Source organism: Metabacillus sp. B2-18, from assembly GCF_021117275.1.
In the GTDB taxonomy this organism is placed as follows: Bacteria; Bacillota; Bacilli; order Bacillales; family Bacillaceae; genus Metabacillus.
This window is the reverse complement of record NZ_CP088245.1, coordinates 618,150-643,757: the sequence shown is the minus strand read 5'-3', so window position 1 is coordinate 643,757 and position 25,608 is coordinate 618,150. Positions and strand designations below refer to the sequence as shown.

General features: G+C 36.1%; 20 protein-coding genes. 3 read left to right on the top strand and 17 right to left on the bottom strand.

Going from position 1 to position 25,608, the window contains the following annotated elements; genetic code table 11:
* Positions 1–212 precede the first annotated feature (212 nt).
* From LPC09_RS03340 to LPC09_RS03330, 3 genes are read right to left on the bottom strand one after another with little or no spacing between them, the layout of a single operon-like run.
* A complete protein-coding gene (locus tag LPC09_RS03340; protein WP_231308977.1) occupies positions 213–980 on the bottom strand; it encodes an iron ABC transporter ATP-binding protein in 768 nt (255 codons plus the stop codon).
* Positions 977–1,930 carry an iron chelate uptake ABC transporter family permease subunit gene (locus LPC09_RS03335; RefSeq protein WP_231308976.1) on the bottom strand — a complete coding sequence of 318 codons (954 nt, stop codon included), beginning with the start codon at positions 1,928–1,930 and terminating at the stop codon, positions 977–979. The genes LPC09_RS03340 and LPC09_RS03335 overlap by 4 nt, the downstream gene beginning before the upstream one ends.
* The gene (locus LPC09_RS03330; protein WP_231308975.1) at positions 1,920–2,873 is read right to left on the bottom strand and encodes an ABC transporter permease; all 954 of its coding nucleotides are present in this window, start codon (positions 2,871–2,873) and stop codon (positions 1,920–1,922) included. Before LPC09_RS03330 ends, LPC09_RS03335 begins: the two co-directional genes overlap by 11 nt.
* A 543-nt stretch (positions 2,874–3,416) precedes the next feature.
* On the opposite strand from LPC09_RS03330, the gene LPC09_RS03325 reads away from it, so the two are divergent.
* Entirely contained in the window at positions 3,417–4,073 is a 657-nt protein-coding gene (locus tag LPC09_RS03325; protein ID WP_231308974.1) for a cobalamin B12-binding domain-containing protein, read from the top strand.
* 25 nt (positions 4,074–4,098) lie between these two features.
* The gene (locus tag LPC09_RS03320; protein ID WP_231308973.1) at positions 4,099–4,728 is read left to right on the top strand and encodes a hypothetical protein; all 630 of its coding nucleotides are present in this window, start codon (positions 4,099–4,101) and stop codon (positions 4,726–4,728) included.
* Here the strand turns inward: LPC09_RS03320 and LPC09_RS03315 are convergent.
* Together LPC09_RS03315 and LPC09_RS03310 are read right to left on the bottom strand one after the other, a co-directional pair.
* Positions 4,711–6,369 carry a PAS domain-containing protein gene (locus LPC09_RS03315; RefSeq protein WP_231308972.1) on the bottom strand — a complete coding sequence of 553 codons (1,659 nt, stop codon included), beginning with the start codon at positions 6,367–6,369 and terminating at the stop codon, positions 4,711–4,713. The two genes, LPC09_RS03320 and LPC09_RS03315, sit on opposite strands and share 18 nt — an antisense overlap.
* Positions 6,370–6,378: 9 nt before the next feature.
* Positions 6,379–8,283: a CheR family methyltransferase gene (locus tag LPC09_RS03310; RefSeq protein ID WP_231308971.1), complete on the bottom strand. Its 1,905-nt coding sequence runs from the start codon at positions 8,281–8,283 to the stop codon at positions 6,379–6,381.
* 295 nt (positions 8,284–8,578) lie between these two features.
* On the opposite strand from LPC09_RS03310, the gene LPC09_RS03305 reads away from it, so the two are divergent.
* Positions 8,579–8,878, top strand: a complete 300-nt coding sequence (locus LPC09_RS03305; protein WP_442920012.1) for a 4a-hydroxytetrahydrobiopterin dehydratase — start codon at positions 8,579–8,581, stop codon at positions 8,876–8,878.
* A gap of 78 nt (positions 8,879–8,956) precedes the next feature.
* Here the strand turns inward: LPC09_RS03305 and LPC09_RS03300 are convergent, their stop codons facing one another.
* The 12 genes from LPC09_RS03300 to LPC09_RS03245 all read right to left on the bottom strand — a co-directional run bounded on the left by LPC09_RS03300 (position 8,957) and on the right by LPC09_RS03245 (position 25,573).
* Entirely contained in the window at positions 8,957–10,981 is a 2,025-nt protein-coding gene (locus LPC09_RS03300) for a GAF domain-containing protein (RefSeq protein ID WP_231308969.1), read from the bottom strand.
* A 758-nt stretch (positions 10,982–11,739) separates the two neighbouring features.
* On the bottom strand, positions 11,740–12,918 hold the full coding sequence (locus LPC09_RS03295) for an IS256 family transposase (protein WP_231308292.1): 1,179 nt from the start codon (positions 12,916–12,918) through the stop codon (positions 11,740–11,742).
* A gap of 84 nt (positions 12,919–13,002) precedes the next feature.
* Complete coding sequence (locus tag LPC09_RS03290; protein ID WP_098798196.1) at positions 13,003–13,710, bottom strand: hypothetical protein; 708 nt, start codon at positions 13,708–13,710, stop codon at positions 13,003–13,005.
* A gap of 188 nt (positions 13,711–13,898) precedes the next feature.
* Entirely contained in the window at positions 13,899–14,288 is a 390-nt protein-coding gene (locus LPC09_RS03285; protein ID WP_098798195.1) for a ribbon-helix-helix domain-containing protein, read from the bottom strand.
* Between the two features lie 89 nt (positions 14,289–14,377).
* Positions 14,378–15,586 carry a multidrug effflux MFS transporter gene (locus LPC09_RS03280; RefSeq protein WP_231308968.1) on the bottom strand — a complete coding sequence of 403 codons (1,209 nt, stop codon included), beginning with the start codon at positions 15,584–15,586 and terminating at the stop codon, positions 14,378–14,380.
* A gap of 128 nt (positions 15,587–15,714) precedes the next feature.
* Complete coding sequence (locus LPC09_RS03275) at positions 15,715–17,193, bottom strand: glycoside hydrolase family 32 protein (protein WP_231308967.1); 1,479 nt, start codon at positions 17,191–17,193, stop codon at positions 15,715–15,717.
* A gap of 15 nt (positions 17,194–17,208) precedes the next feature.
* Positions 17,209–17,880: a beta-phosphoglucomutase gene (gene pgmB, locus LPC09_RS03270; protein ID WP_231309723.1), complete on the bottom strand. Its 672-nt coding sequence runs from the start codon at positions 17,878–17,880 to the stop codon at positions 17,209–17,211.
* A gap of 5 nt (positions 17,881–17,885) precedes the next feature.
* The gene (locus LPC09_RS03265; protein ID WP_231308966.1) at positions 17,886–20,165 is read right to left on the bottom strand and encodes a glycoside hydrolase family 65 protein; all 2,280 of its coding nucleotides are present in this window, start codon (positions 20,163–20,165) and stop codon (positions 17,886–17,888) included.
* A gap of 93 nt (positions 20,166–20,258) precedes the next feature.
* Entirely contained in the window at positions 20,259–21,341 is a 1,083-nt protein-coding gene (locus LPC09_RS03260; protein ID WP_098798190.1) for a carbohydrate ABC transporter permease, read from the bottom strand.
* Between the two features lies 1 nt (position 21,342).
* Positions 21,343–22,422: a carbohydrate ABC transporter permease gene (locus tag LPC09_RS03255; RefSeq protein WP_098798189.1), complete on the bottom strand. Its 1,080-nt coding sequence runs from the start codon at positions 22,420–22,422 to the stop codon at positions 21,343–21,345.
* A gap of 184 nt (positions 22,423–22,606) precedes the next feature.
* Positions 22,607–23,989, bottom strand: coding sequence for an ABC transporter substrate-binding protein (locus LPC09_RS03250; protein ID WP_231308965.1), 1,383 nt, complete (start codon positions 23,987–23,989; stop codon positions 22,607–22,609).
* Between the two features lie 255 nt (positions 23,990–24,244).
* Positions 24,245–25,573: a hemolysin family protein gene (locus tag LPC09_RS03245; RefSeq protein WP_231308964.1), complete on the bottom strand. Its 1,329-nt coding sequence runs from the start codon at positions 25,571–25,573 to the stop codon at positions 24,245–24,247.
* Positions 25,574–25,608: the final 35 nt, after the last annotated feature.

Genomic DNA, 25,608 nt, shown 5'->3' with positions numbered 1-25,608 from the left:
TATCTCTCCCTCTTATAATTTATATTGTTAATGATAATCATTATCACTGATAACGATTATCATTATGATCTATTAATTCTTTTAAGTCAACTACTTTTCATGATTTATTTTGGATTTTTTTCTAAAATTTCAATAATATAGCAAAAATCCCGAAGTAATACCCAAAGAAATCTAATTGATTTCTCTAGGTAGCGTATTATTAATTGTATGTCTTACGTATGTGAATTGAAATAAACACAAATCCTGCATCCATTCTGCTCTTGAACAGGAATATCCATATCATAAATTTCACGTAGAGCATCAGAATTTATGATTTCATGAGTCAGCCCGTTTTTCATCAGCCTACCATTTTTCAATGCAACGATACGATCTGAATAAACAGATGCAAAGTTAATGTCATGCAAAACAATAACAACTGTTTTTCCAAGTTCATCCACTAATCTGCGTAAAATTTTCATAATTTGAACGGAATGCTTCATATCTAAATTATTTAGAGGCTCATCAAGCAGGACGTAATCCGTATCCTGAGCAATGACCATTGCAATAAATGCCCGTTGTTTCTGACCACCTGATAATTCATCTAAAAATTTGTCTTGCATATCTGCTAAATTCATATAATCAATTGCTTGATCAACAAATGTTTCATCTTCAGCTGTTAAACGCCCCTTTGAATACGGATAGCGTCCAAACGCAACGAGCTCACGAACTGTTAATCGTACATTTAGGTGGTTTGCTTGCCTTAAAATAGATACTCTCTTTGCAAATTCTGAAGACTTCCACTTTTTCACATTGTTCTGATCTAGTAGTACTTCACCTGTATCTGCTTCTAACAAACGACTCACCATAGAAAGAAGAGTTGATTTACCAGCACCATTCGGCCCTATAAACGATGTAATGGTTCCCGGCTGGATCGTAACTGAAACATCCTCTACAACAGGCTTTTTACCAAATTTCTTTGTTAATCCTTTGATTTCAATCATCCTGCTGCCCTACTTTCCTTAAGTAATAGATAAATAAAGTAAATACCACCGATAAAGTTGATAATGACACTCAATGTTGTGCGTAATTCAAAGATATGCTCCACAAGGAATTGCCCACCAACGAGTGCAATAATACTGATTAAACTCGCACCTATTATGTGAACAGAATGTTTATATGTGACCAAATATTGATAGGAAAGATTCGCAACAATTAATCCAAAAAATGTAATTGGTCCAACAAGCGCTGTAGATGTTGCGATTAAAACAGAAGATAAAATTAAAATTCTCATAACCATACTGTCATAGTTAATCCCAAGGTTCATAGCATTTTCCCGGCCAAGAGACATAACATCCAGCTTCCCCATAATAAGGTAGCCATAAAGAAACGCAAAGAATAGAATACCAATTGAGACAAACAATAACTCAGCCTTTACATTTGTAAAGGTTGCAAACAAACGGCTTTGAAGACTTAAATATTCAACTGGATCAATCAATACCTGTAGAAATGTTACCAAACTTCCAAGAAGTGTACCTATAATCATCCCTATTAGTAGAAGAAAATAGATTGGATGCTTATCAGCTCTAAACAAAAAACGATATAAAAGCATTGCAAATACTACCATTGCAAGAATTGCTGCGCCAAAGTTTATGTATTTATTTAACACCCAAACTGACATAGAGCCCGCAAAGAAGTAAATTAATGTTTGTACGACTTGATACATCGAATCAAGTCCCATAACAGACGGTGTTAAGATCCGATTATGTGTGATTGTCTGGAACACAACAGTTGAATAAGAGATGGCAACACCTGTTACAATCATCGCTGAAACTCGGAGCATACGCTTTGGAAAAGCATAGTCAAAGCCACCTTTTATATCGTAAAAGCCGTAAAACAAGATACATACAATAGCAATAGCTACTAATAAAATCAGTTTTGTCCTATTTCGCATATGCTCTCCCCCTAAGTAGCATCGTTAAGAAGATCGCACTGCCTATCACTGCCACTGTTACATTAACTGGAATCTCATAAGGGTGAATAATGATCCGCCCTAAAATATCACATATTAATAGGAAAACAACCCCTAATACCGCGGTATGTGGTATTGTTTTGCGTAAGTTATCACCTAAATAAAGAGAAACAATATTTGGTACAATTAGTCCCAAAAATGGAATAACCCCCACAGTGAGAACAACTGTTGTCGAAATAATTGCAACAAGAATAAGACCAATATTTAGAATCAGCTTATAACTTAAGCCTAGATTTTTCGCAAAATCTTCTCCCATTCCGGCTACTGTAAATTTATTTGCATAAATGTAAGCTAATATAATAGCTGGAATACTAACATATAAAAGTTCATAGCGACCAGAAATAATCAAAGTAAAGCTCCCCATGAGCCAGGAAGAGAGGTTTTGAAGCAGATCAGCTTCATACCCTAAAAAAGTTGTAATGGAAGATAGTATATTCCCATACATAATCCCGATTAATGGAACAAAAATAACATCTTTAAATTTTATACGATCCAAAATCTGCATAAATACGAATGTTCCAGCTAATGCAAAAGCAAAACTAAAAATAACTTGCTGGGTGTATGTTACATTCGTAAAAAATAGCATTGATATTAAAATACCTAGCCTTGCTGCGTCTAATGTCCCAGCAGTTGTTGGTGATACAAATTTATTTCGACTTAAAGACTGCATAATTAAGCCGGCAATACTCATCCCTGCCCCCGCTAATATAATGGCAATTAACCGTGGAACTCGGCTTATTAGGAAAATATGTGTTTCGTCTGAATCCCAATTAAGCAAATCCATTGGTGTAATATCAATTGCTCCGATGAATAGCGAAATAAAAGACAGGACGATAGCTGCAATTCCTAGCATCCATAATCTCATTTGAAACCCTCATAACTTATTTATTCTTAGTACAACAATTAACCAATTATTATTCCAAGTTGAATCTAGTAAATATGTAAATAAAAGTATGACAAACCAAGAGCCTTTTCACACTTAATTAACATATGATAATCATTATCATTAAATGATAAAAAAAAGAACGTTCATTTATCTATGATTCACCCCTGTTGAGATTGATTATCAACTACAATAATTAATGTATCACAAAAAAACAATTGAGAAAAGATGTATAGTTCAAATTATGGAATTTATCTAAATACGTCCACATTTTCGCCACAAATTAAAATAGATAAGTTTTAGTTTAGGTATTGGGAGGAGAATCGGACATGCTCTTTTTTATAAAAATTAGTTTAAGAGACTCGAAAATAGGGAAAGAATAAATGTCTTCTGTAACCTAATGTGTCTTATAACTTTACAAAAATATAACGAAACCCACCATTATTTTCTTCCTATTAAAAGATGAAGAACAATGAAGGAAAGAGTATAATAGGAGGTAGATTAAATCAGAAAGGACTGACAAACATGACTGATTTAACAAAAAAGTTTTCTCAATTTCTTTTACTTGGTGATACTGTAAATTCATTTAAATTAATTGAGAAGCTTTTACATGAAGGATTTACCTCCCTCTACATCTATGAAAATGTTATTAAAGAAGCATTATATTATATAGGTTACTTATGGGAAATTGATGAAATAGGTGTTGCTGATGAGCATTTAGCTACAGGAACAGCTGATTATGTTTTAACAAAGCTCGATTTTCACTTAGACCAGAATGATGAGCAAGTGATAAGAAGTCAAAAGCAGGTTATGCTATTCTGTATTGAAGGTGAAGAGCACTATGTTGGGATAAAGATGGCAGCATCAATTTTCAAACAAAACTCTTGGAATGTAAAATATTTAGGTCCTAATTTACCGTTACAACATGCCATTTACTATGCAAATAAATCTAAGCCTGATTTGATTTGCTTATCAGTAACAGTTTCACATCATCTAAAAAATCTACCAGAATACATTCAAACACTTGAGATGTTAGATCATAAGCCAACGATTATACTCGGAAGTAGACTAGCAGAAAAATATGATTTATCAAAGTTCATATCAAAACAAACAATTATAGTTCCTAATTTGGAAAACTTAACTGCATTTATTAATGGCCAACTTATCGGGATTGAAGCTTAACTTTTTAAGAATGTGTGGTGTGCTAATGTACGCTCTTGAAAACGTACCTGTACCTGTTTTTATTTTAAATTCACAGCTTGATGTGATAGATTCCTCTTCAATGTCACATCAAATTTTCTCTAAATCGAAAAACTTTCTTGACCTTGTTGATCAAGAAAGCCGAAACAAAGTCGAATACTTCCTATCCACAAAGGAGAAGGAAAAATTTGAAGCTAATATGATCACAATCGAAAATTCATTAGAATTATTCGAACTATATATTAAACAAAATCATGAAGGTTTACTATATGTGGTAAGTATTCCTTTAAGAGAAAATCTAAAAAAAGTCAGCCACCAGGTTAATATGCTTCGAGAACAATTAACAGTGACTGACCAAAATCAATTAGAACAGCATCATCGAAAAGAAATTATTTCATTGTTTCAGCCGTTTTTAACAGATTCAGATATATATAATTTAATAAGTTCATCTGATAATATGAAGAACCTTCCAAGGAAGCTTGAGAAAATACAGGATTTACTCAGCCTCATTCGCCCCGATATTATTGAAAGTGGTAAAAGTGCTCACTTTGAAGTCATTATTGATGAATTAAATGAGCTGCGCTCTTCGATAGATTTTTATTTAACTTTAATGCCTCTTTTAGACCGCTTCGACTGAGTTAGATAAAGGTAACGTAATTTCAACTGTTGTGCCTTTATCTAATTCACTTGAAAAGACTATTTTCCCATTATGACTCTCAATAATCTTAAAACTAACCATTAAACCTAACCCTGTTCCTTTTTCCTTGGTTGTGTAGAAAGGCTGTCCCATTTTTTCAAGCTGTTCCTTTGGAATTCCTTTTCCTTTATCTTCAAAGCGGATAAGTACCTCTCCACTATCCAGTTTACGTGTCTCAATCTTTAAATTTCCTGGGCGTCCTTCCATCGACTCGATTCCATTTTTTACAATATTAATAAAAACCTGCTTTAACTCATTTTCAATTCCTTGGATGGTAAAAATAAATGGATCATTATATGTTTCGATTGTAACGTCATTAAGAATGGCTTGAGTTTCCCAAATTTTCGAAACATCTTGAATGATTTTATTAATATTAACATCCTGAAAAGCCGCTGCCTTTGGTCGGGATAGGACTAAAAATTCGTTAATGATCTCTTCTAGCCTGATAAACTCAGTCATCATTACTTCAGCGTATTCCTTACGATATGTGTTGGTTTGGATCATTAGCTGTAAGAAGCCTCTTAAAGAAGTGAGAGGATTTCTTATTTCATGCGCAATGCCAGCTGCCAACTGTCCAATTGCTGAGAGCATTTCAGACTTTATCAACATTTGCTCAGAGCTTTTTCTATTGGTTATATCTTCTCCTACCCTTAAAATTTGAACAACATCATGATCGTCATTTTCAACAGGTATTAATGCGAGATTTTCCCAATATTGTTTTCCATCGCGAGCTGTATAAGATATTTCACCAGACCATTTTTCACCAGCACGCACCTTTTTCCAATGCGTATCAAAATCACTATCTATATAATATTCTGCATAGATATCTTTTAACTTACGTCCGATTAGGTCCTTTACCTCTAACCCGAGCTGTTCTGCAAATTTATGATTCGCATACTCTATTTTCCCTTGAAAGTCTGTAAAAACTGTATTTGCCGGGCTAAGTTCAATAGCTTGCATACTTAATTGCAGCTCTCGATTTACCTTCTTAATTTTAGTGATATCAATAAATGTCATCACAATTCCATCAACGATATTGTCACTAGTGCGGTAAGGCATGATTTTGACACTATACCACTTTCCATCTTTCGCAGGTAAATCTTTTATAATTGACTTTGTTGTCATTAACACATCTTGGATATCATCCATTAATGTATCACATTCCAGTCGATGTGATATATGAAAAATCGGACGTCCAATATCACGATCAATCACATGGAAAAGTTTCATCACTTCAGGAGTATAAAGTTTAATATTTAATTTCTTATCTAAGAAAATGGTTGCAATATTGGTACTAATCAACAGGTTGTCCATATCATTGTTAAGATCGGTAAGTTCAATAATTTTCTTTTCATACTGAGAATTAACTGTAATTAATTCTTCATTAACGGATTGCATTTCTTCATTTGTACTTTGGAGCTCTTCATTCGCAGCAATTAACTCTTCATTTGTTGACTGTAGCTCTTCATTTGATGTTTCTAATTCTTCAATCGTTGTCTGAAGACTTTGCTTCGTATAGTAAAGCTCCTGCTCTAAGTCAAAAATCCTTTGATTATAGGCAGAATCCTGATCAAATGTCATAGAATCAGCTTAAATTATTGTAGTAGAGTCAGGCATATGATCTTTTATAAATAATGCAACATAGCCTTTTCTAACATTTTCTAAAGGTTTAACAACTAGTTTTACCTGTTTGCTTTCATTTTTGTTGATTAAAAGGTTCTTATATTTAATTTCTCTTAATTCCTCACGAACCTTTTTTATGGCTGTTCCAATGGCTACAGATAGGTTTGTTGGAACCATATTAAAAATATTATAATTAACTTTTCCCTTTGGCAGGTTTAAATAATCCCCTGCATTTCCGGAAGAAAGAATCACTTCATTATGCTCATTAATTACAATACACGGAGGTAACAAATCGTCCATAAGTGAATAATATAGTTCATCAGGATGTTGAAACCTGTTTGTGTCACGTAAATGTTCCGTACCTCTTCTCTCACTATCTCCAGAAACCTCTTTAGGCGCTAGTAATGCTTGGGAAAAATGTTGGTTATCAGAAACCTGATTACTAAAAACTTTCCACTTGCTATTAACAGAGGAGAAAAGATTTGAGAGTTTGCCGATTGTTTCACTTGGACCTAAAAATAAATAGCCCTTCTCCTTTAGTGCAAAGTGAAACAATGACAACACCCTTTGCTGTAGCTCCGTTTGAAAATAGATCATGACATTTCTACAACTTATCATGTCTAAATTAACAAATGGAGAATCCTTCGTCATATTATGAGGTGCAAATACAATCTTTTGCCTAATTTCTCTTTTCACCTGATAATCGCTGCCTTGTTTATCAAAATACTTAATTAGCAGATGTTTTGGGATCATTGATACGATTTGCTCTGAATAGCAGCCCTGACTTGCGAATTTAACAGCATCACGGTCAATATCTGTTGCGAACACTTGCAAATCCATATCACTTTCTCGTTTTTCTAACTCTTCATTAAATAAAATTGCTAAAGAATATGCTTCTTGACCTGATGAGCATCCTGCTACCCATATTCTCATCTTATTTCGACCACGCTGTAAGTTCTCATCAACCATTGATGGAATAAGTGTCTGCTGCATATAGTAAAAAGCATCAGTATCCCTAAAAAAGTGAGTCACACCGATAAGTAAATCTTCTTGAAGATAGCGAATTTCCCTTGGGTTTTCCAATAAATAATTTTTATAATCTTCAAGATTAAGGAAAGATTCCTCCAATAAACTCATTCTACGCTCAATTCTTCGGATAACAGTGTTTTTCTTATACATGGTAAAATCAATACCACTTTTTTTATGAATCATCATTAACACTTGTTTTAGTATAGTTTCTTTAAATTCCACGGGTTTTGTTTCTATATAATTTTGAATATGCTCAGGCATGACTGAAGGATTAATGACGTAGTCTCCAACCCCTGATTTGATTGCGCTTTCGGGCATATCCATATACTTTGCTGTTTCATTCTGAACAATGCAAAGTCCGTTCCTTTCATGAATATCATTTAACCCTTTTGTTCCATCTGTCCCTTTACCAGACAAGATCACACCAATTGCTTTCTTTTTTGCGTATAAAGAAATAGATGTTAAGAACGTATCTATAGGATAATTCACTACTTGACTTTCATGGTATGTTTCTAAATATATCTGCCCTTGATTATTTATAGTAATATAGTGATTAGGTGGGCATAAATACACGGTTCTAGGCTTAACCTGCAATCCTTGCTTAGCCTCAAAAACTTGCATATTTGTATATTTTGCGAGTAGTTCCGGCATAAAGCTTTTATACTTAGAAGATAAATGTTGGACAACAACAAATGCTGCATCTATGTTAGATTTCATACTTTGGAAAAATTGCTCAATGGCTTCAAGACCTCCAGCTGAGGCTCCAATTCCTACAACATAAGGTGTATCAAGTTCACCCTTTTCATGTTCCTTTTCTAATTGCCCATTTGATGCATTTGACATGTAGTATCCTCCTTAAACAATTCCCCATAACCAATTCGACAACAATAAATTGATATCCTGTTGACTAACAAAGAAAAATACTTAATTAAGTTAAATTCATTTCATAATTTAGTACTTTACCACTTTATCATTCTACTATCATAACAGTTATAGAGGGTAGGATATACAATTATGTATTTCTATTTCCTTTTTCTATCTATATTATACTATGACCAAATATCTAGTTATATCTTTAAGAAGGGATTGTCATATGTTTAGAGAAAATAGTATTACATGATGAAAAGGAGGTATGGACTTGAGGCAATTGACAGACCATGAAATTGAAGAACTGCTTTCTTCATTACCTAAATGGAAGCTAAAAGATCAGCGTTCTATTGTTAGAAAATATGTATTTAAGGATTATCTAGCCGGAATATATTTCGTTTCAAAGGTAGGACATCTCGCTGAGGAAGCAAATCATCACCCTTTTATTGAGATTCAGTATAAAGCCGTTTTTATTACATACACATCATGGGCTGCAAAAGGTTTAACAAAATTAGATTTCGAATTAGCTCAAAAAATTGATCAACTATTTAGTAATAGCTCTTCAACTTAGATTTTTAAGTATTTCTTATGAAAGAACTCCGAAAAGAAAGAAAAATAAAGAACAGGAGCGGGTTTCCGCTCCTGTTCTTTATTCTAAAGGTAATAATATTTTAACTGTTGTTCCTTTACCAAGTTCACTAGTAAAAAAGATTTTCCCCTTATGATTTTGGATGATTCTATAGCTTATCATCAGCCCAAGTCCACTACCCTTTTCCTTATTAGAATAAAAAGGCTCTCCAAGCGTAGGAATTCGTTCCTGTGAAATGCCTACACCTTCATCAGCCACAGCAATATATAAATATTGTTCATCCTCTATCCCAATCTCAATATGAATCATGCCGCCTTTTGGCATTGATTCGATTGCATTACTTATTAGATTTTGAAAAACAAGCTTAACTTGATTTAAATCACAGGGTATAGATTGGCTAGCATGACATTTGATACAAAATGTAATATTAAGCATTCTGCTTAATTCCTCATTTGTACGTAAAACCTCTTGAAGAAGGTCTATAATGTTATTTTGTTCACGCTTAGTTCCAAGATGAGAGTTTGCAAGAATAAGAATTTCGTTCACAAACTCTTCCATCTGTAAAAGCTCAGTCAAAATCAATTCCTTGTATGGATAGGAATAGCCATCTTTTAGCTGCATAAACCCTTTTATACTGGTCAAAGGGTTTCGGATTTCATGAGCAATACTCGCTGCTAATTGCCCGACCGCTGTTAGCTTATCCGATTTTCTCATGATATCTTGATTTTGTTTCTTCTCAGTAATATCCTCAGCGACTCCTGCAATTCGATAAACATGACCTTTTTGATTATATATGGGTACAATTCGGTTCCTCACCCAACGAATTGTGCCGTCCGTGTGAGTTAATCTATAATCAAACTCTACTCTTTCATGTATATTCATAAATCTTTCTAAAGTATATTCACGATCATCCGGATGAATGGACCTTTCCCAGAGAGTATCATCCAAATTATATTCTTCACCTGTTCTTCCTGAGATTTCTTGCCATGCAGAACTCATATATAGTAGCTGTTTCTCTTGAATATCAAATATCCAAAAGGCTTCTTTAATGTTATTAGCGATTTGCTCGAATCTTTCTTGAGTTTCCTTTAACTTTTTCTTAGCAATTCGACGTTCCAGTTCATTGCCAACCCACTGTGCCATCAACTGGAGAAATTCTATGTCTGAATTAGATATTGCACGAAACTGCTGATGATCATCATAAAAGCAAAATGTACCGTAAAATTGCTCATGAACAAATATAGGTGCACCAACATATTCTCTTATCATCGATTGATTATGGAGTGGCACAGACTGACTTATATGAACCGGTGTTAAACGTTCTTTAACCATCCAAGCACATGTTTGTTCTAGAGAAATAACTTCTCCAACATTTACCATTTCAGTTGAATGAGTTGTTTGAATTACCTCATAATTATCTCCCATTATTCTTGAAACATTTCCATCCGATAGCTGGAAGCGTTCACAACCTAAACTTAATAACTTCTTTAATTTCTGCTCAAAGCTTAGCTCTTTATTGCTTGTTATTTCGTATAAACATCTAATAGATTGTTCACTCATTGTTCTTTCAATAATGTCTGATCTTAACTCAATTTCTGCCTTTACCCAATAACTCAAATCTATTAATTTATTAAGTTCATCTTCGCTAATCGATCTTGGTTTTTCATCAATAATACATAAAGAACCAAGTATATTGTTTTGTTTTGTCATAATTGGTACACCCGCATAGAAACGGATTTGATGTTCTTTTACTAATTGATTATGTTTAAAGCGGTGGTCTTCCAGTGCATCTTCAATCACCAATGGCTTACCATCTAATACAACATACTGACAGAAGGCAGCCTCTCTTTCTGTTGAGCGTTCTTCTAAAAGGCTTCCAGTGAGACCAACGCATGATTTAAACCATTGCTTGTCCTCGGTTAATAAGGTTATTAATGAAACAGGAACTTGAAAGATCCTGCTGGCTAACCTTGTAATGCGATCAAATGACTCTTCATTTGGAGTATTGATGAGGTTCAGTTTATATAATTCTGTTAATCTCCTCTTTTCTCTTTCTAAAGAAGAGGAGCTAACGCCTTCAAACATTTCCTCCAGCTTAAAAATAGAAATCACTCCAAGCGTTTTTTTCAATTATATCATATGGGATTATTTAGCGGAACAATAGTTCGTATTTTTTAATAGTAGAGTTTATTATAATTTGAACCAATGTGTGTTTTCGAGATACCTAGTGTTAGAGTACCTATAGGGTGTGATATTCAGAAGTTCATGCGTTTTTCGATAGGTGATTCGAGTATTAACACCAGCTCCAATCTGGATTCCCTTATATCGAGACTCTTTGCTGATCATTTCTCCCGGATCGGTCCCGATTCTCTCTGTATCGAGACACTTCTTTCTGACCGAGGACCCTTTCTGTCCCGATTCCCCCTGTATCGGGACACATCTTTCTGCTGGAGGACCCTTTCTGTCCCGATTCCCCCTGTATCGGGACACATCTTTCTGCTGGAAGACCTTTTCTGTCCCGATTCTCCCTGTATCGGGACACATCTTTCTGCTGGAAGACCTTTTCTGTCCCGATTCTCCCTGTATCGGGACACATCTTTCTGCTGGAGGAGTCAAGTCCATATTCTTGTGTAAAAGTGTCAACAATGGTTTTCAACTTATTTAAAACGTGTATAGTAAGCAAGAATTATTTCGAATTTACATTGAGGGGCGGGCATGATAGCCTGGAGGGCAAGCCAGGGGTTGTAAAACTCCTGGCTTCCTGGCTTAACATCATGCCCGCTGGAGGCTCAATGTCAATTCGAAATTAGGAATTACCACTAGATTTTGATAGTGGTTTTGGCCTACATTTTTCTTGGTTTCCCTCTTGTAATTTGCTTCTTTGCTTGTTCCTCATTGACTTGCATAAGAACAGCTCCTATCAATCTAAATGCAGATTGAGTATTCGGAAATATACGGATAACTTGTTCTCTTCTTCGAACCTCTTGATTGAGGCGTTCCAATGAATTAGTACTTCTTATAAATTGTTGAAACCTAACTGGTTCATTTAAGTATTGAACGGCATCTTCGAAGCCATCCTCTAATGTTTGAATGGCTTTCTCGATCTTAGGATTTTCTCCAAAACGTTCAATAAATTCATCTTTAAATTGTCGTGCATCTTCAACACTGACAGCCTCAAAGATTCTCTTTAACCCTAGTTTTTCTTCTTCAATCCCTTTCTTTGGCATCACATTAAAGATGTTTCGCTTTAGATGGACTGTACAGCGTTGCCAAACAGTTCCAACAAACACCTCTTTTAGAGCCTTCTTTAGGCCAGCGTGTGCATCGGTTATGAATAGTTTAGGGGATTGAACACCTCGTGATTGAAGGTGTAGAAGAAATGCCTTCCATGCATCATAACTTTCCACATGATCTACTCTTATACCTAGTACTTCTCGTTGGTTATCTCCCGTTATGGCAGTCGCGATATAAACAGCTTTAGGCACAACACGATTATGTTCACGAACTTTGATATACATGGCGTCCGCGAAGATATAAGGATAATAGATTGTATTTAACGGGCGATTTGCCCATGCCTGTACGATTGGATCTAGCTTTTCTGTGAGGGAAGATACAAACGATTTTGAAACACTTTCTCCACAAAGCTGCTGAACAACATTCTTTACTTTTCGAGTAGAAACTCCATTTACAACCATTTCAAGCATAGAAAGGACAAACGCCTGGTCACACCGTGCATATTTTTCAAAGACGGATGGTGAAAAGTCTCCTTTACGTGTACGAGGAACTTTTAAACTTACTCTACCAATACTTAGAATAAGGTCACGATCATAGTAGCCATTTCGAGAATCAAAACGTTCAGAAGAACGTTCATAAGCTCCAACCTGTAAGTGGTCATCTCGTTCTTTCTCCATCACAGAATTTAACACAAGGACGATTGAAGCTTTGATGACAGCATCAATATCAGAATTCATTACAGATTCTTTTAAATTGTCAAGATTTAGGTTAAACTGAAATTGAGTCAAAATTAATTCCTCCACAAGGTTTTTCGTCGCTGATAACCATTGTGACCAAAAGGAATTAATTTGACTCTTTTTGTTTTTACACAATTATACGGACTTAATCGCTGGAGGACCTTTTCTGTCCCGATTCCACCTGTATCGGGACACACCTTTCTGACGGAAGACCTTTTCTGTCCCGATTCCCACTGTATCGAGACACATCTTTCTTCCGGAAGACCTTTTCTGTCCCGATTCCTCCTGTATCGGGACACTTCTTTCTGCTGGAAGACCTTTTCTGTCCCGATTCCACCTGTATCGAGACACATCTTTCTGCTGGAGGACCTTTTCTGTCCCGATTCCACCTGTATCGAGACACATCTTTCTGCTGGAAGACCTTTTCTGTCCCGATTCCACCTGTATCGAGACACATCTTTCTGCTGGAGGATCTTTTCTGTCCCGATTCCCACTGTATCGAGACACTTCTTTCTGACGGAGGACCTTTTCTGTCCCGATTCCTCCTGTATCGACACACATCTTCCTGTTGGAGGACCTTTTCTGTCCCGATTCCACCTGTATCGAGACACTTCTTTCTGCTGGAGGATCTTTTCTGTCTCGATTCTCCCTGTATCGAGACACATATTCCTGCTGGAGGACCTTTTCTGTCCCGATTCCACCTGTATCGAGACACATCTTTCTGCTGGAAGACCTTTTCTGTCCCGATTCTCTCTGTTTCGAGGCACATCTTTCTGACGGAAGACCTTTCTGTCCCAATTCCCTTAGTACCGAGACACCAATCTCCTCAAACAGATCTGCCACAAACCTCCTATTATCAAACCATCAAAAGTCCCTGCAGATTCAATATCAAGCTAAGAGCTTATCCCCCCTACGCCTTCCAATCTACCTCTTCCCTCCCCTAACAATGTGATACTTTTGGTATCAAAAAGCAGTGATCTCAATTAAGACCACTGCTTTTCTTACCTAAATATTATTGTAACTCCAGAATTCTAAAGCGACTTTATTAACTTCCTGATTGTTTCTGACACATCTATGTTGTTGTCTTCACAGTATTGATTGAGCTTACGGTATGCCTCTTCATCCAAACGAACATGAATGGAATGAAGGTACTTCTCAGAATCGAGTTTCTTCGGTCTTCCCCTCGTCATTTTACGCTTGCCTACACCGTCTTTCCACACATTTATTACAACATAACCATGCTTTTCAACCCAATGATCACAATCGTTGTCTTTCCACATTGTATCAGCTCTTTGTAGGAAATCCTCTTTAAATGTTTCTAATTCTTCCCCATGAAGACCTTTCATAATCGCTTTTTCCATCGCTTTGTGTTCAATAAATTGCTGAAACTGGTTATAAGATGTAAACGTTAATTCCTTCATTTATTCTCTCCCATACTCATTTGCAATTTTCTATCCAAGAAAATGATAACCTTTTCTCTCGTTTCTTGTAAATTGGTTTTTTAATAGACCTAAGCTAGTTTTCTTGATCTTACGAGAAAGAAATAGGATAGAACCGCTCCTAAACTGGATATAAATATAACAATTCCCATCGGCACTGCCGTATCTTCACCAGCAACTCCTACAAGGGGAGCAACAATAGCACCTACTAGCAATGACATAACACCTAATAATGCAGAGGCACTGCCTGCTATGTTTCTATTATTCTGCAAAGCTAAAGAAAAGCTAGTTGTATTAACAACACCTACACTAGAGACTGTTAAAAACAGTGATGGAAGGATGAACATCAATTCTACCTTTAATAAAATGAGAAGTAATAAACTAAGACCACCAGTAAATGACATAAACACACCTGCTAAAAGAAGCTTCTTTTCTTCAATCCATTCTGAAAGCTTTCCTGTTACTTGGCTGGCAATGACAATCCCAATGCCGTTAATAGCAAAGACAATACTGAATGTATCCGCAGAAGCTCCGTATACGTACTGAATAACAAAGGATGACCCTGAGATGTAAGCGAACATTGCTGCAGCTACAAATCCAAATGAAAGAACATACCCCATAAAATGAAGATTTGTAAGTAGTTGGCGGAACGTGTTAAGTGTTTGCAGGAAGCCACCTTGGCTTCTTTCTTCAACAGGCAAGGTTTCCTTTAATCCCCAAAGAACAAAGGCAAAGATCACAGCACCAATCATTGTCAGGGTTATGAATACAGCCTGCCATGGAAAAAACTTTAGAAGTTGTGCTCCAATGACAGGAGCAAGAATAGGTGCCATTCCATTCACTAAAGCCAATAATGAAAAGAATTTCGTCATTTCTTTACCGGAATAATGATCTCTGACAATGGCTCTTGAAATAACCATTCCTGCAGATCCTGCTAATCCTTGTATCAACCTCAAAAGAATAAATAGTTCAATAGAATCAGTAAAAACACATAAAAGAGAAGTGACTGCGTAGATCGATAAACCGATTAACAGTGGCTTCCTTCTTCCAAACACATCACTTAAAGGCCCTGTAAAAAGTTGACCTAAAGAAGCTCCAAGTAAAAAGAACGTTAAACTTAGCTGAATCATTGATGCACTAGTATGAAATTCATTTGTTAAGATTGGAAACGCTGGTAAATGCATATCAATCGACAAAGGAGCAAATGCCGCAAGTGTCCCTAAAATAAACACGATAAATGCTTTGTTTTGTTGTTGAACTTTTTGTTGTTCAAGTTCCATTGTGTATTTCTCCTCAACATTTTATTTTTGTTCTACAAAAATAATAAATGTTTATGTCGAAATTGACAAATTATGCTTACTTCTAAAAATAAAAAACCTTTCAACTAATGTTGAAAGGTTTTTTACTATTATATAGACCGCTTTAAATCCCACTTTTTTAATTGAACAATTTCAATTTCTTCATCTGAAAATAAGCGAATGTTCGTACTATTTTCAGATGGATATATTCTAGCAGTTAGTACTTGCTCACCATTATTCACAAAAACTTCTACGGAGGATTTATCAATGAAAATTCTTAAGTGAAGCATGTGATCCTGTAATTGTAGATGTGTTTTCCTAACCCCACCTGGCCCTTTCCCTGATTCATTACGGTCCAGTTCGAGAATTCCTTTGTCACCATAGTAGGTGATGACTGTTTCTTCACCAGCATCTTCATCTACACGAAGACGAATTCCGCATGCTGATGAATGGTGGACTCGAAGTGAAAGGTCTAGCTCTATGCAATCGCCTGCAATACCTTCAAGTGAGGTTTCTCCGGAAAACGTAATTTGTTTGTGTATTACTTCAGCTTGTCTGAGCTTTTCAATTTCCTTTACTGGATGACAATAGATTTTATCACCTCTTAGTTCCAACTCACGAGGTAATGTCATAGCACCAGTGTACCCGTGTGCTTGGGTCGGTATCTCACTTTCCCACATATCCATCCACGCAATAGCAATTCTTCTGCCTTCTGGGTCAACCATTGTTTGAGGGGCATAATAATCAAAGCCATAATCCAACAATTGAAAGTCACCATGAGAAAGAATTCCTTTTTCATAGTCCACCTCACCAATAACATAGCCAGCTTGATGTAAATTATGATATAAATTCCCTTCAGGTTTTACTCCCTGTGGAGACATCACGAGAACTTCTTTATTATTTAAAGTAAATAAATCAGGACATTCCCACATGTACCCGAAGTTACCCTCACCTTTAGCCAAAATATTAACGAATTCCCAATGTATCAAATCTTTGGAACGATACATTAATACTTGTCCCGTATTTTGCAGTGTTTTTGAACCTAACACAACATAATAAAGATCATCATGCTTCCATACCTTTGGGTCACGAAAATGAAATGGATGGATGTCACCTTTTGGAGCCTCTGTAATAACTGGGTTTTCTGACAGCTTTTCAAAATGAATTCCATCCTCACTTATAGCCAGCGCTTGAACTTGCTTTAGCTCCTCATCATAATTTTCACCTGTCCACACATTACCTGTGTACATTAAATAGAGCTTATCATCCTTTTCAATCGCACTTCCTGAAAAGCAGCCATCTTTATCATATGTTTCACCTGGAGCCAAAGCAGGCGGAAGATGCTCCCAATTGACAAGATCTTTACTTTTCACATGTCCCCAATACATAGAATCCCATTTTGGAGCAAAAGGATGATGCTGATAAAACAGATGATATTCACCTTTAAAATAGCAAAAACCATTAGGGTCATTCATCCAATTTGCTACTGGAGCAACATGATAATGCAAGCGCCATTCATGTTGATAAACTTCCTCTTGCAACACCCTTACTGCTTTCTCTGCTTCATTAATTCTTTGTTTTTCAATCATTGGTTTCTCCTTTTTTCACTCTTCAAATCTTTCTTTAATCTCCTTAAATGACAGAGCATCCGTTGTTTCATAAACAAGGTCAGCTTTTTGGAAGGAACTTTTCGGTCCAACTGCGACCGCATACATATCTGCACTTTTTATTGCTTCTACACCGGCAATGGCATCTTCTACGCCCACACATGATGAAGGATCAATCTTTAGTAGTTCTGCTGCCTTTAGAAAAATTTCTGGATCAGGCTTTCCTTTTTTAATTTTTGTTACATCAACAATATAATCAAATTGATCCTTGAGCTTCAATGCTTCTAATACCATATTGGCATTTTTACTTGCTGATGCTAGCGCGATTCCTAAGTTAGCTTGTTTAATATCTCTTAGTAACTTTTCAATTCCCGGTAATATATCTGAAGGAGTGATCTTATTGATTAACTCAACATAATGTTCGTTTTTCTTTGTTGCTAACTCTAGCTTTTCTTGCTCTAAAAATTCTTGCTCTTTTCCACCGAATTGAAGGATCTTCTCAAGGGAATCCATTCTCGAAATTCCTTTTAACTCTTCATTTAATTCTCTTGTAAAAGAAATGTTTAGATCTTCAGCCAAAGCCTTCCATGCAAGAAAATGATATTCAGCTGTATCTGTTATAACACCATCTAAGTCGAAAATAAAAGCCTTTAATTCTCTCAACTGTATCACTCCTAATTGGAAGTTTCCTCTGTGTATTGTTTTCCTTTCTCTAATGTTATGTTTTTTCCGTAAACAGTAAGGTTAAGACGATCGCCCATTTCAAGGAAAACCGTCATTTGCTCACGTTCTACTTTCAAACGAAGTTGGCGCTGCAAATAATGTAACGTAAATTCATATTGTGTCCATTGCTTTGGTAAAACAGGATGAATGGAAAGCCCACTTTCTTTCACACGAACTCCTCCAAAACCGTGAATAATTGACATCCATGTTCCACCCATATTGGCCATATGTAGGCCATCCTTGGTGTTACCGTGAGTATTATCAAGATCAAGACGCGCAGATTCCATAAAATAGTCGTAGGCCTTCTCGTGATAACCTACTTTCGCAGCCATAATACTAAAGATAGCAGAGGATAGAGATGAATCATGGGTTGTAATTTTTTCATAATAATCGTAAGATGCTTTTATTGTTTCGAACGACTGCTCGTCCTCCAATAAAAAATGAGCAAGTACAGTGTCAGCTTGCTTACATACTTGATAGCGATATAGTGTTAGTGGGTGATAATGTAAAAGCAATGGATACTTTTCTTTTGGTGTATGTTCAAAATCCCAAACAGCTTTTTTTAAGAATGTATCATCCTGAGGATTAATCCCTAATTCTTCATCATAAGGTAAATACATTTTTTCAGCAGCTTGATTCCAGTCTCGTGCTTCTTCTTCAGTGAGATCTAAGCGTTGCGATAACTCTTTAAAAGAAGTTGGATCTTCTTTTCTCACCTGATTGTAAATGGAGTAAGCCCACTTTAAATTATGCTTTGCCATCACATTTGTATAATAATTATTGTTCACAAGACATGTATATTCGTCAGGACCTGTTACATCGTCAATTCTAAATTCATCTTGATAAAAATGACCTGTATCCATCCACAATCTTGCTGTTTCACTTAAAACTTCTGCACCATATTCCACCATAAAATTGATATCTTTTGTTGCTAAATAATATTGAATAAAGCTATAGGCAATATCAGCAATTATGTGATATTGCGCTGTTCCAGCTGGGAAATACGCCGAGCACTCTGATCCTGAAATGGTCCTCCATGGGAATAAGGCTCCTTTAGAATGCCCCATCTCTTTGGCCCTTTGTCTTGCTCCATTCAAGATTGAATATCGATAAATCAGTAATTGTTTTGCTAACTCAGGCTTTGTTAGTAAAAAAACAGGAATCATATAAATTTCGGTATCCCAGAAATAATGTCCCTCATATCCTTCACCTGAAAGACCTTTTGCAGCAATATTACTGTACTTATCTCTTCCAGCAGATTGTAAAAGTTGATAAAGGTTAAAGCGAATGCCCTCCTGAAGCTTTTCCTCACCTTCAATTTTTATATCTGCCACATTCCAGAATTCATCAAGATAGTTGCCTTGAGATTGAATGAGCTGGTCAAAAGATTGATTTGAAAGATTGCCATGAATCTCTATACCCTTTTCAACCAAATCACGTTTGTGCCTTAATGTATCTGTATAAACGTTATATTTTACAAATTCAACAGGTTGGTCAAGATCGAAAGTATAGGTAACTTCTACTCTTTTATCTTGAATTTGAGTACTCTTATTTCCTTGAACATTTAAGATATGTTTTGTCGTGCAAGCGGCCTTAAGATCAGAATTTGTCGTTTTGTCTTCAACAAAAACGATGTCATCTTTCTCCCCAATATTCTCTACTGAGAGTAAATTTGCATGTCCAGCAGCAACACGCGGATCATTTCTATTAACATAGTTCGAAACATCTCCATCTACTTTTGATACAATCCTTACTTCTCCATTAAAATTTACCGGCTCAATTTTCACTTCAATTGCAAAAAGTTCTTTTACAGAGAACGATACGATCCTGCGAAACTGCAATTTTACTTCCTTTCCACTAGGAGTTCTGTAATGAAGTAATCGTTCTGTATAGCCTTGATCTAAATGCAACATCCGCTTATATGAAAGTACTTCACCTTCAAATAGTGAGAAGTGCTCTTTGTCTATAAAGATATCAATTGTTTGAGCATCAATGTTATTCACCAGCTTTTGCTGAGTTTCTGGAAAAGCATAAAGCTTTTCACCATATGTAATCTCTGTTATATCATGAAAGGCATTTAAGTATGTTCCACGTATCGAAACGAATTCTTCCGAATACCCTTCCTCAAAATTCCCGCGGATACCGATGTAGCCATTTGCCAAAGAGAATAAACTTTCTAGATTTAATAGTTCCTGCTGTGATAGATTATTTCGTTCAATTTTCCATGTCACGCATTTTCAACTCCATTTCATCAATAAAAAATAGACAGGCTTAAAGCCAGTATGAACATCTCATCATTACTGGCTTTATTCCTGCACTTAGTTTTATCCTTTTACAGAGCCACCTAATAATCCTCTTACAAAGAAACGTTGTAATAAGAAGAAAACTGTAAGCGGCATGATCATTGAAACAAAGGCTGCTGCTGTTAGTAAGTGCCAATCATCTCCACGTGATCCGACCATGTCTGCAATTCTCATTGAGAGAACTTGAACATCTGGCTGACTTCCTAAGAACACCAATGCAACTAAATAATCATTCCATACCCACAAGAACTGAAAGATTCCGATCGATGCTAAAGCAGGAACAGATAATGGAAGAATCAATTTTGTAAAAATCGTAAAATTACTCGCACCATCTATAAAGGCTGACTCAAAAATATCCCGTGGCAACTGACTAATATAGTTATAAAGAAAGTAGGTTGTTAACGGTAATCCAAATGTGGTGTGTGCAAGCCATATTCCTAAATAACTACCATTTAAACCAATATTTGTATAATCCTTCAATATAGGAATGAGCGCAACCTGTAATGGAACAACAAGCAACGCAATGACAACAACAAACATCGCTCTGCTGCCTCTAAATTTCAGCCACGCAAAGGAATACGCAGCAAAGGTAGCAATTAACAGCGGGATAATGGTAGCTGGAATGGAAACCGTAAATGTATTAATAAATGACTGTGTTAAATTACTTCCTTTTTCTGTTTTTGTTCCACCACCGGGAAGGGTGATCACATACTGCTTACCGCCAAGAACCGTTTGATAATTCTCTAACGTAAAATCTGCATTCATTGTCCATTGTTTCGTTTGAACATTAAGAAGTCTTTTACGTTTGTTTTCCCAAATAAGTCTTTTACCATCTAAAACAACACCACTAGCTAGTTCATCATTTGTATAGGTTTTACCTTCTACCGCAATCGGCTTGCTTAAATCTGTATCAGGATCGAGTGTGAGTTGATCCTCTGTTACCCAGTCTCTATGAGGAAATACAGTCCACCATCCTGAATCTAATATATCGGCCGCTGGTCTAAAGGAGGAAATAAATAGTCCCGCCGTTGGAATCAGCCAAATCAGACAAATGACGGCTAACACTAAATTGACGAGCCACTTTGACCCTTTGTTTGATTTCATCCTAAAATCCCCCCTGCCTGCGAAATTGTTTTAGATTGATGATGATAACTGGAATGACTGTAATCAATAAAACAATCGCTAACGTTGAGCCATATCCAAAGTTTCTGTACATAAAGAATTGGCGGTAAAACTGCGTGGCAACTACATCTGTTTCGTATTGACCACCTGTCATAACCATGATGATATCGAAGATTTTTAATGTAAACACAATAATGGTTGTTGAAACAGTTAAGATCGTACCTGAAATGTATGGAATAATAATTTTGAAAAAGATTGTAACCTCTGTTGCTCCGTCTACACGTGCAGCCTCAAGTAACTCATTTGGAATTCCCTTCAACGCTGCTGAAAATAGGACCATCGCAAAGCCAGTTTGCATCCAAATTAAAATCACAATTAAAAACATATTGTTCCAAGGCTGATTCATACTTGTCCACGCTTGAGGTTCTCCACCAATCGCCACAACAATTGCGTTTAACAAACCTATTTGCTGATCTCCTGGCTGGTAATAGTAAATGAATTTCCATATTACCCCAGCAGCTACCATCGATATAGCCATTGGCATGAAAATAATAGCCTTCGCAATTTTTTCATAGCTGCTTCTATCAGCTAAAACAGCAATCAATAACCCTAGCACGATACAAAGTGTTGCCCCAAATAGGACCCACAACAAATTATTACGCAAGGCTGTTAACAAAAGACGGTCCGTAAACACCGCCAAATAATTTGATAAGCCTACGAAACTGTCTGAGTTTGGGCCAAAAAAACTTAAATATAATGTACGAAGAGTTGGTATAAACATCAGCCATCCTAACAAAAGAACGGCAGGACCAACGAATACATACGGCTGGACAATACGCCTTTGTTTCACAGGATATTGTTCAACAACCCAGTTAAGTGTGTAGTAAATGGTATAAACTCCGAATACTCCCCAAATGATAGCCAAGATTGCATAAAGCAGGGCCGGCATCTCTGTATCACGTAGAAAAAGAAATATACCATAATGAATGAGTAAGTTCCCTGCAAATACAGCAATTGTTAATAAAACAAGCTTTGCTACTGAAGGTGATGTTTGTTTTTCCATATCACTCGGGTTACCTCCTTAAGGTAAAAATCCTTACCACGTTCTCAAATGAAATCAATTTAATAATGAAGGACCAGACATGATGTCCAGTCCTTAGAATGCACAATTTTTTTTTGAAAACTTGGCTTATTTCTAAAAAACCTTATGCCTACTGATAGTGCCTAAAGTATAAGGAAAAAATTCTTTATTTCGGCCAACCTGCATCTATTTCTTTAAGCGCTTGATCAAGTTCCACCGTACCACTAATGTAATCAGTCATTCCTTTCCAGAAGCTTCCTGCGCCAACTGCTCCTGGCATTAAATCCGATCCATCAAAACGAAGAGTATCTGCTTCTTGAATTAATTCTGCCATTCGACGCTCAACATCAGTTGTATACCATTCAGGGTCAGCATCATTCATAGGTGCTACAACTCCACCTGATTGAATCCATGATTTAATTGACTCACCTGTTGTAAAGAATTCCATGACTGCACGAACTTCATCACGATCATTAAACATTGCATAAATATCACCAGCAACAAGAACAGGCTTACCATATTGTTCGTCAATAGGAGGTAAGTAGAACCAATCGTAATCCTCACCCGCTACAGTACCTTCTGGGAAGAAGCTCGTGATAAAGCTTCCTTGTCGGTGTAACCATGTTTTAGGTGGTTCATCAAACATTGGCTTTGGAGCATCCCCAAAGTTTGTTGTCACAATTGATTTTCTTCCACCATAAACAAAATCTTCATTTAACCAAATTTCAGACATTTTTTCAGCCGCATTTTTCACTTCAGGAGAAGAGAATGGAAGCTCACCATTGACCCATTTATCATAGTTTTCAGGTGATGTTGTACGAAGCATAATATCCTCCATCCAGTCAGTTGCCACCCAGCCTGTTGCTGCTCCACTTTCAATACCAATTGCCCAAGGATTATCGCCATCTTTCACAATTTGCTCTGACAACGCGATCATTTCATCCCAAGTCTCAGGCACCTCATATCCTGCAGCCTCAAACTCAGCCTTTGGATACCATACTAAGCTTTTCACATTACTACGATTCCAGATTCCAGCCATAACATCGCCCTCTGGACCTTCCATTGTTGCCATATCGAGCCAGCTTTGATTGTAATTTTCTTTTAATTTTTCTTGATCCATAAATGTTGAAACATCAATTACATTACCTTGCTTAGCAAATGTAGATAATAGTCCAGGCTGAGGGAAGTCGGCAATATCTGGTGGATTTCCGCCTTCTACACGAATTGAGATTGTAGCTTCAAACTCTTTTGATCCTTCATATTGAATATCAATTCCTGTTTTTTCCTCAAACTCTTTAATGCTATCTTCAAATTTTACTTGGTCTGCATCTGTGAAAGGACCAAACATTGTAACCTTAGTTCCATCAAATTCACCTGCATAAGCTCTTTCTAAATAAGTACCTTCACCTTCCGTTGCAGCTCCACCGCCACCGTTTTCTGCAGTATCTTCCGGTGCTTCTTCAGCTGTATTACAACCAGATAATATAGATGCAAAAACAACAAATACGCTCGTTAACGTAAACAGCTTTCTCTTAATTGATGTTACCAATTGAATTGCCCCCTTCTCTGTGTTATTTCACATAGTAAAATCTACTATATGTAAATTAATCCTATTGACATATGTAGTTTGCGAAAACTTCTTGCGATTATACAAAAAAAATAGAACGTTTCTTAAAACACAACTGCTATAAGAAAAATTACCTTTATGGACTTTTAAACAAACGTTTGATTAAATCTCGAGTTAAGGATGAAATACACTTTTCCTATAGAAAAAAGCCAATTTCAAAATAGAAATTGGCTAACATTATTCCTCTACCTGTACTTGCTCTTCTAACAGAGTGACTCTTACTTTAAATATACGCTTATCATGCATTTCTTCGACTGCAAACAAAATATTGTTATATTCTACTTTAGGCTTTTCATTTTCATCTGGTATATAACCGAGCTGACCGATGACAAACCCGCTTAATGTGTCAAAATCCTCATTAGATATTTCAATATCTAGAAGATCTTCAACAACATATAGGTTTGTAGTTCCTGGAATTAAGTAAGCTTTATCATCAAGCTCGATAATTTCTTCATAATCAAGCCCAATTTCATCATATTCATCAAAAATATTCCCCACTATTTCCTCAATAACATCTTCTATTGTAACGACTCCATCTGTTCCACCATATTCATCAATCGAGATAGCCATATGAATATTATTCATTTGCATCTCTTTAAATAAATCATCTATTGGCTTGGATTCAAGTATAAAATAAGGATCGCGAAGTAATTCCTTCAAATTGAATGAATTTTCATCACAATTTTCAACAAATTGGATGAGATCCTTTACATGTAATATTCCTACTATATGATCAATGTTTTCTTCAAACACTGGAAAGCGTGTATACTTTTCTTCATTCACTAATCGAACAGTTTCCTTAAGTGTAAAATGCAGGGGAATCGCAACAATATTTGTTCGATGTGTCATAATTTCAGAAACAGACTTGTTATCAAATTCAAAGATATTATTAATCATAATCTTTTCGGTTTCTTGAATTGTTCCTCTTTCTTTACCAACATCAACCATCATTCGGATTTCTTCTTCCGTTACATTTTCATCATCCGCATCAGGATCAACACCGAATAGACGGACAATGAAGTTAGTTGACGCAGTTAACAACTTCACAAAGGGTGAGGAGACTTTTGATAAGATGGTTAAAGGCCAAACAGCAAACATAGAAATAGCTTCAGCCTTTTGAAGAGCAAGTCGTTTAGGGACTAGTTCACCTAAAACTAAAGTAAAGTATGATAATAAAAGCGTAATAACGATAACAGAAATCGTACCTAATAACCTTTCAGATACTGGCACTCCCATATCATGTAATGCTTTTGCAAGTCTTCCTGCAAAGCTCTCCGCAGCAAAAGCACTTGCTAAAAACCCAGCGAGTGTTATCCCAATTTGAATCGTAGCTAAGAAACTGCTAGGGTTGGACAATAAATTATTCAACAATACAGCCTTCTTATCACCATTTTCTGCCATTAGCTTTACTTTATTATCATTTAATGAAATTAAGGCAATCTCAGAAGCTGCAAAAAAGGCGTTTAATATAATTAGAACCGCTAAAATTAATATCTCAGTTACCAAGTACATCAACCTCCGAACGAAGATCTATAAATTTT

Bases quoted from the DNA above. Each gene is read 5' to 3' on its own strand.
- LPC09_RS03340 (WP_231308977.1), bottom strand. From the start codon at position 980: ATGATTGAAATCAAAGGATTAACAAAGAAATTTGGTAAAAAGCCTGTT.
- LPC09_RS03335 (WP_231308976.1), bottom strand. From the start codon at position 1,930: ATGCGAAATAGGACAAAACTGATTTTATTAGTAGCTATTGCTATTGTA.
- LPC09_RS03330 (WP_231308975.1), bottom strand. From the start codon at position 2,873: ATGAGATTATGGATGCTAGGAATTGCAGCTATCGTCCTGTCTTTTATT.
- LPC09_RS03325 (WP_231308974.1), top strand. From the start codon at position 3,417: ATGACTGATTTAACAAAAAAGTTTTCTCAATTTCTTTTACTTGGTGAT.
- LPC09_RS03320 (WP_231308973.1), top strand. From the start codon at position 4,099: ATGTACGCTCTTGAAAACGTACCTGTACCTGTTTTTATTTTAAATTCA.
- LPC09_RS03315 (WP_231308972.1), bottom strand. From the start codon at position 6,369: ATGACATTTGATCAGGATTCTGCCTATAATCAAAGGATTTTTGACTTA.
- LPC09_RS03310 (WP_231308971.1), bottom strand. From the start codon at position 8,283: ATGTCAAATGCATCAAATGGGCAATTAGAAAAGGAACATGAAAAGGGT.
- LPC09_RS03300 (WP_231308969.1), bottom strand. From the start codon at position 10,981: ATGTTTGAAGGCGTTAGCTCCTCTTCTTTAGAAAGAGAAAAGAGGAGA.
- LPC09_RS03285 (WP_098798195.1), bottom strand. From the start codon at position 14,288: ATGAAGGAATTAACGTTTACATCTTATAACCAGTTTCAGCAATTTATT.
- LPC09_RS03280 (WP_231308968.1), bottom strand. From the start codon at position 15,586: ATGGAACTTGAACAACAAAAAGTTCAACAACAAAACAAAGCATTTATC.
- LPC09_RS03275 (WP_231308967.1), bottom strand. From the start codon at position 17,193: ATGATTGAAAAACAAAGAATTAATGAAGCAGAGAAAGCAGTAAGGGTG.
- LPC09_RS03260 (WP_098798190.1), bottom strand. From the start codon at position 21,341: ATGAAATCAAACAAAGGGTCAAAGTGGCTCGTCAATTTAGTGTTAGCC.
- LPC09_RS03255 (WP_098798189.1), bottom strand. From the start codon at position 22,422: ATGGAAAAACAAACATCACCTTCAGTAGCAAAGCTTGTTTTATTAACA.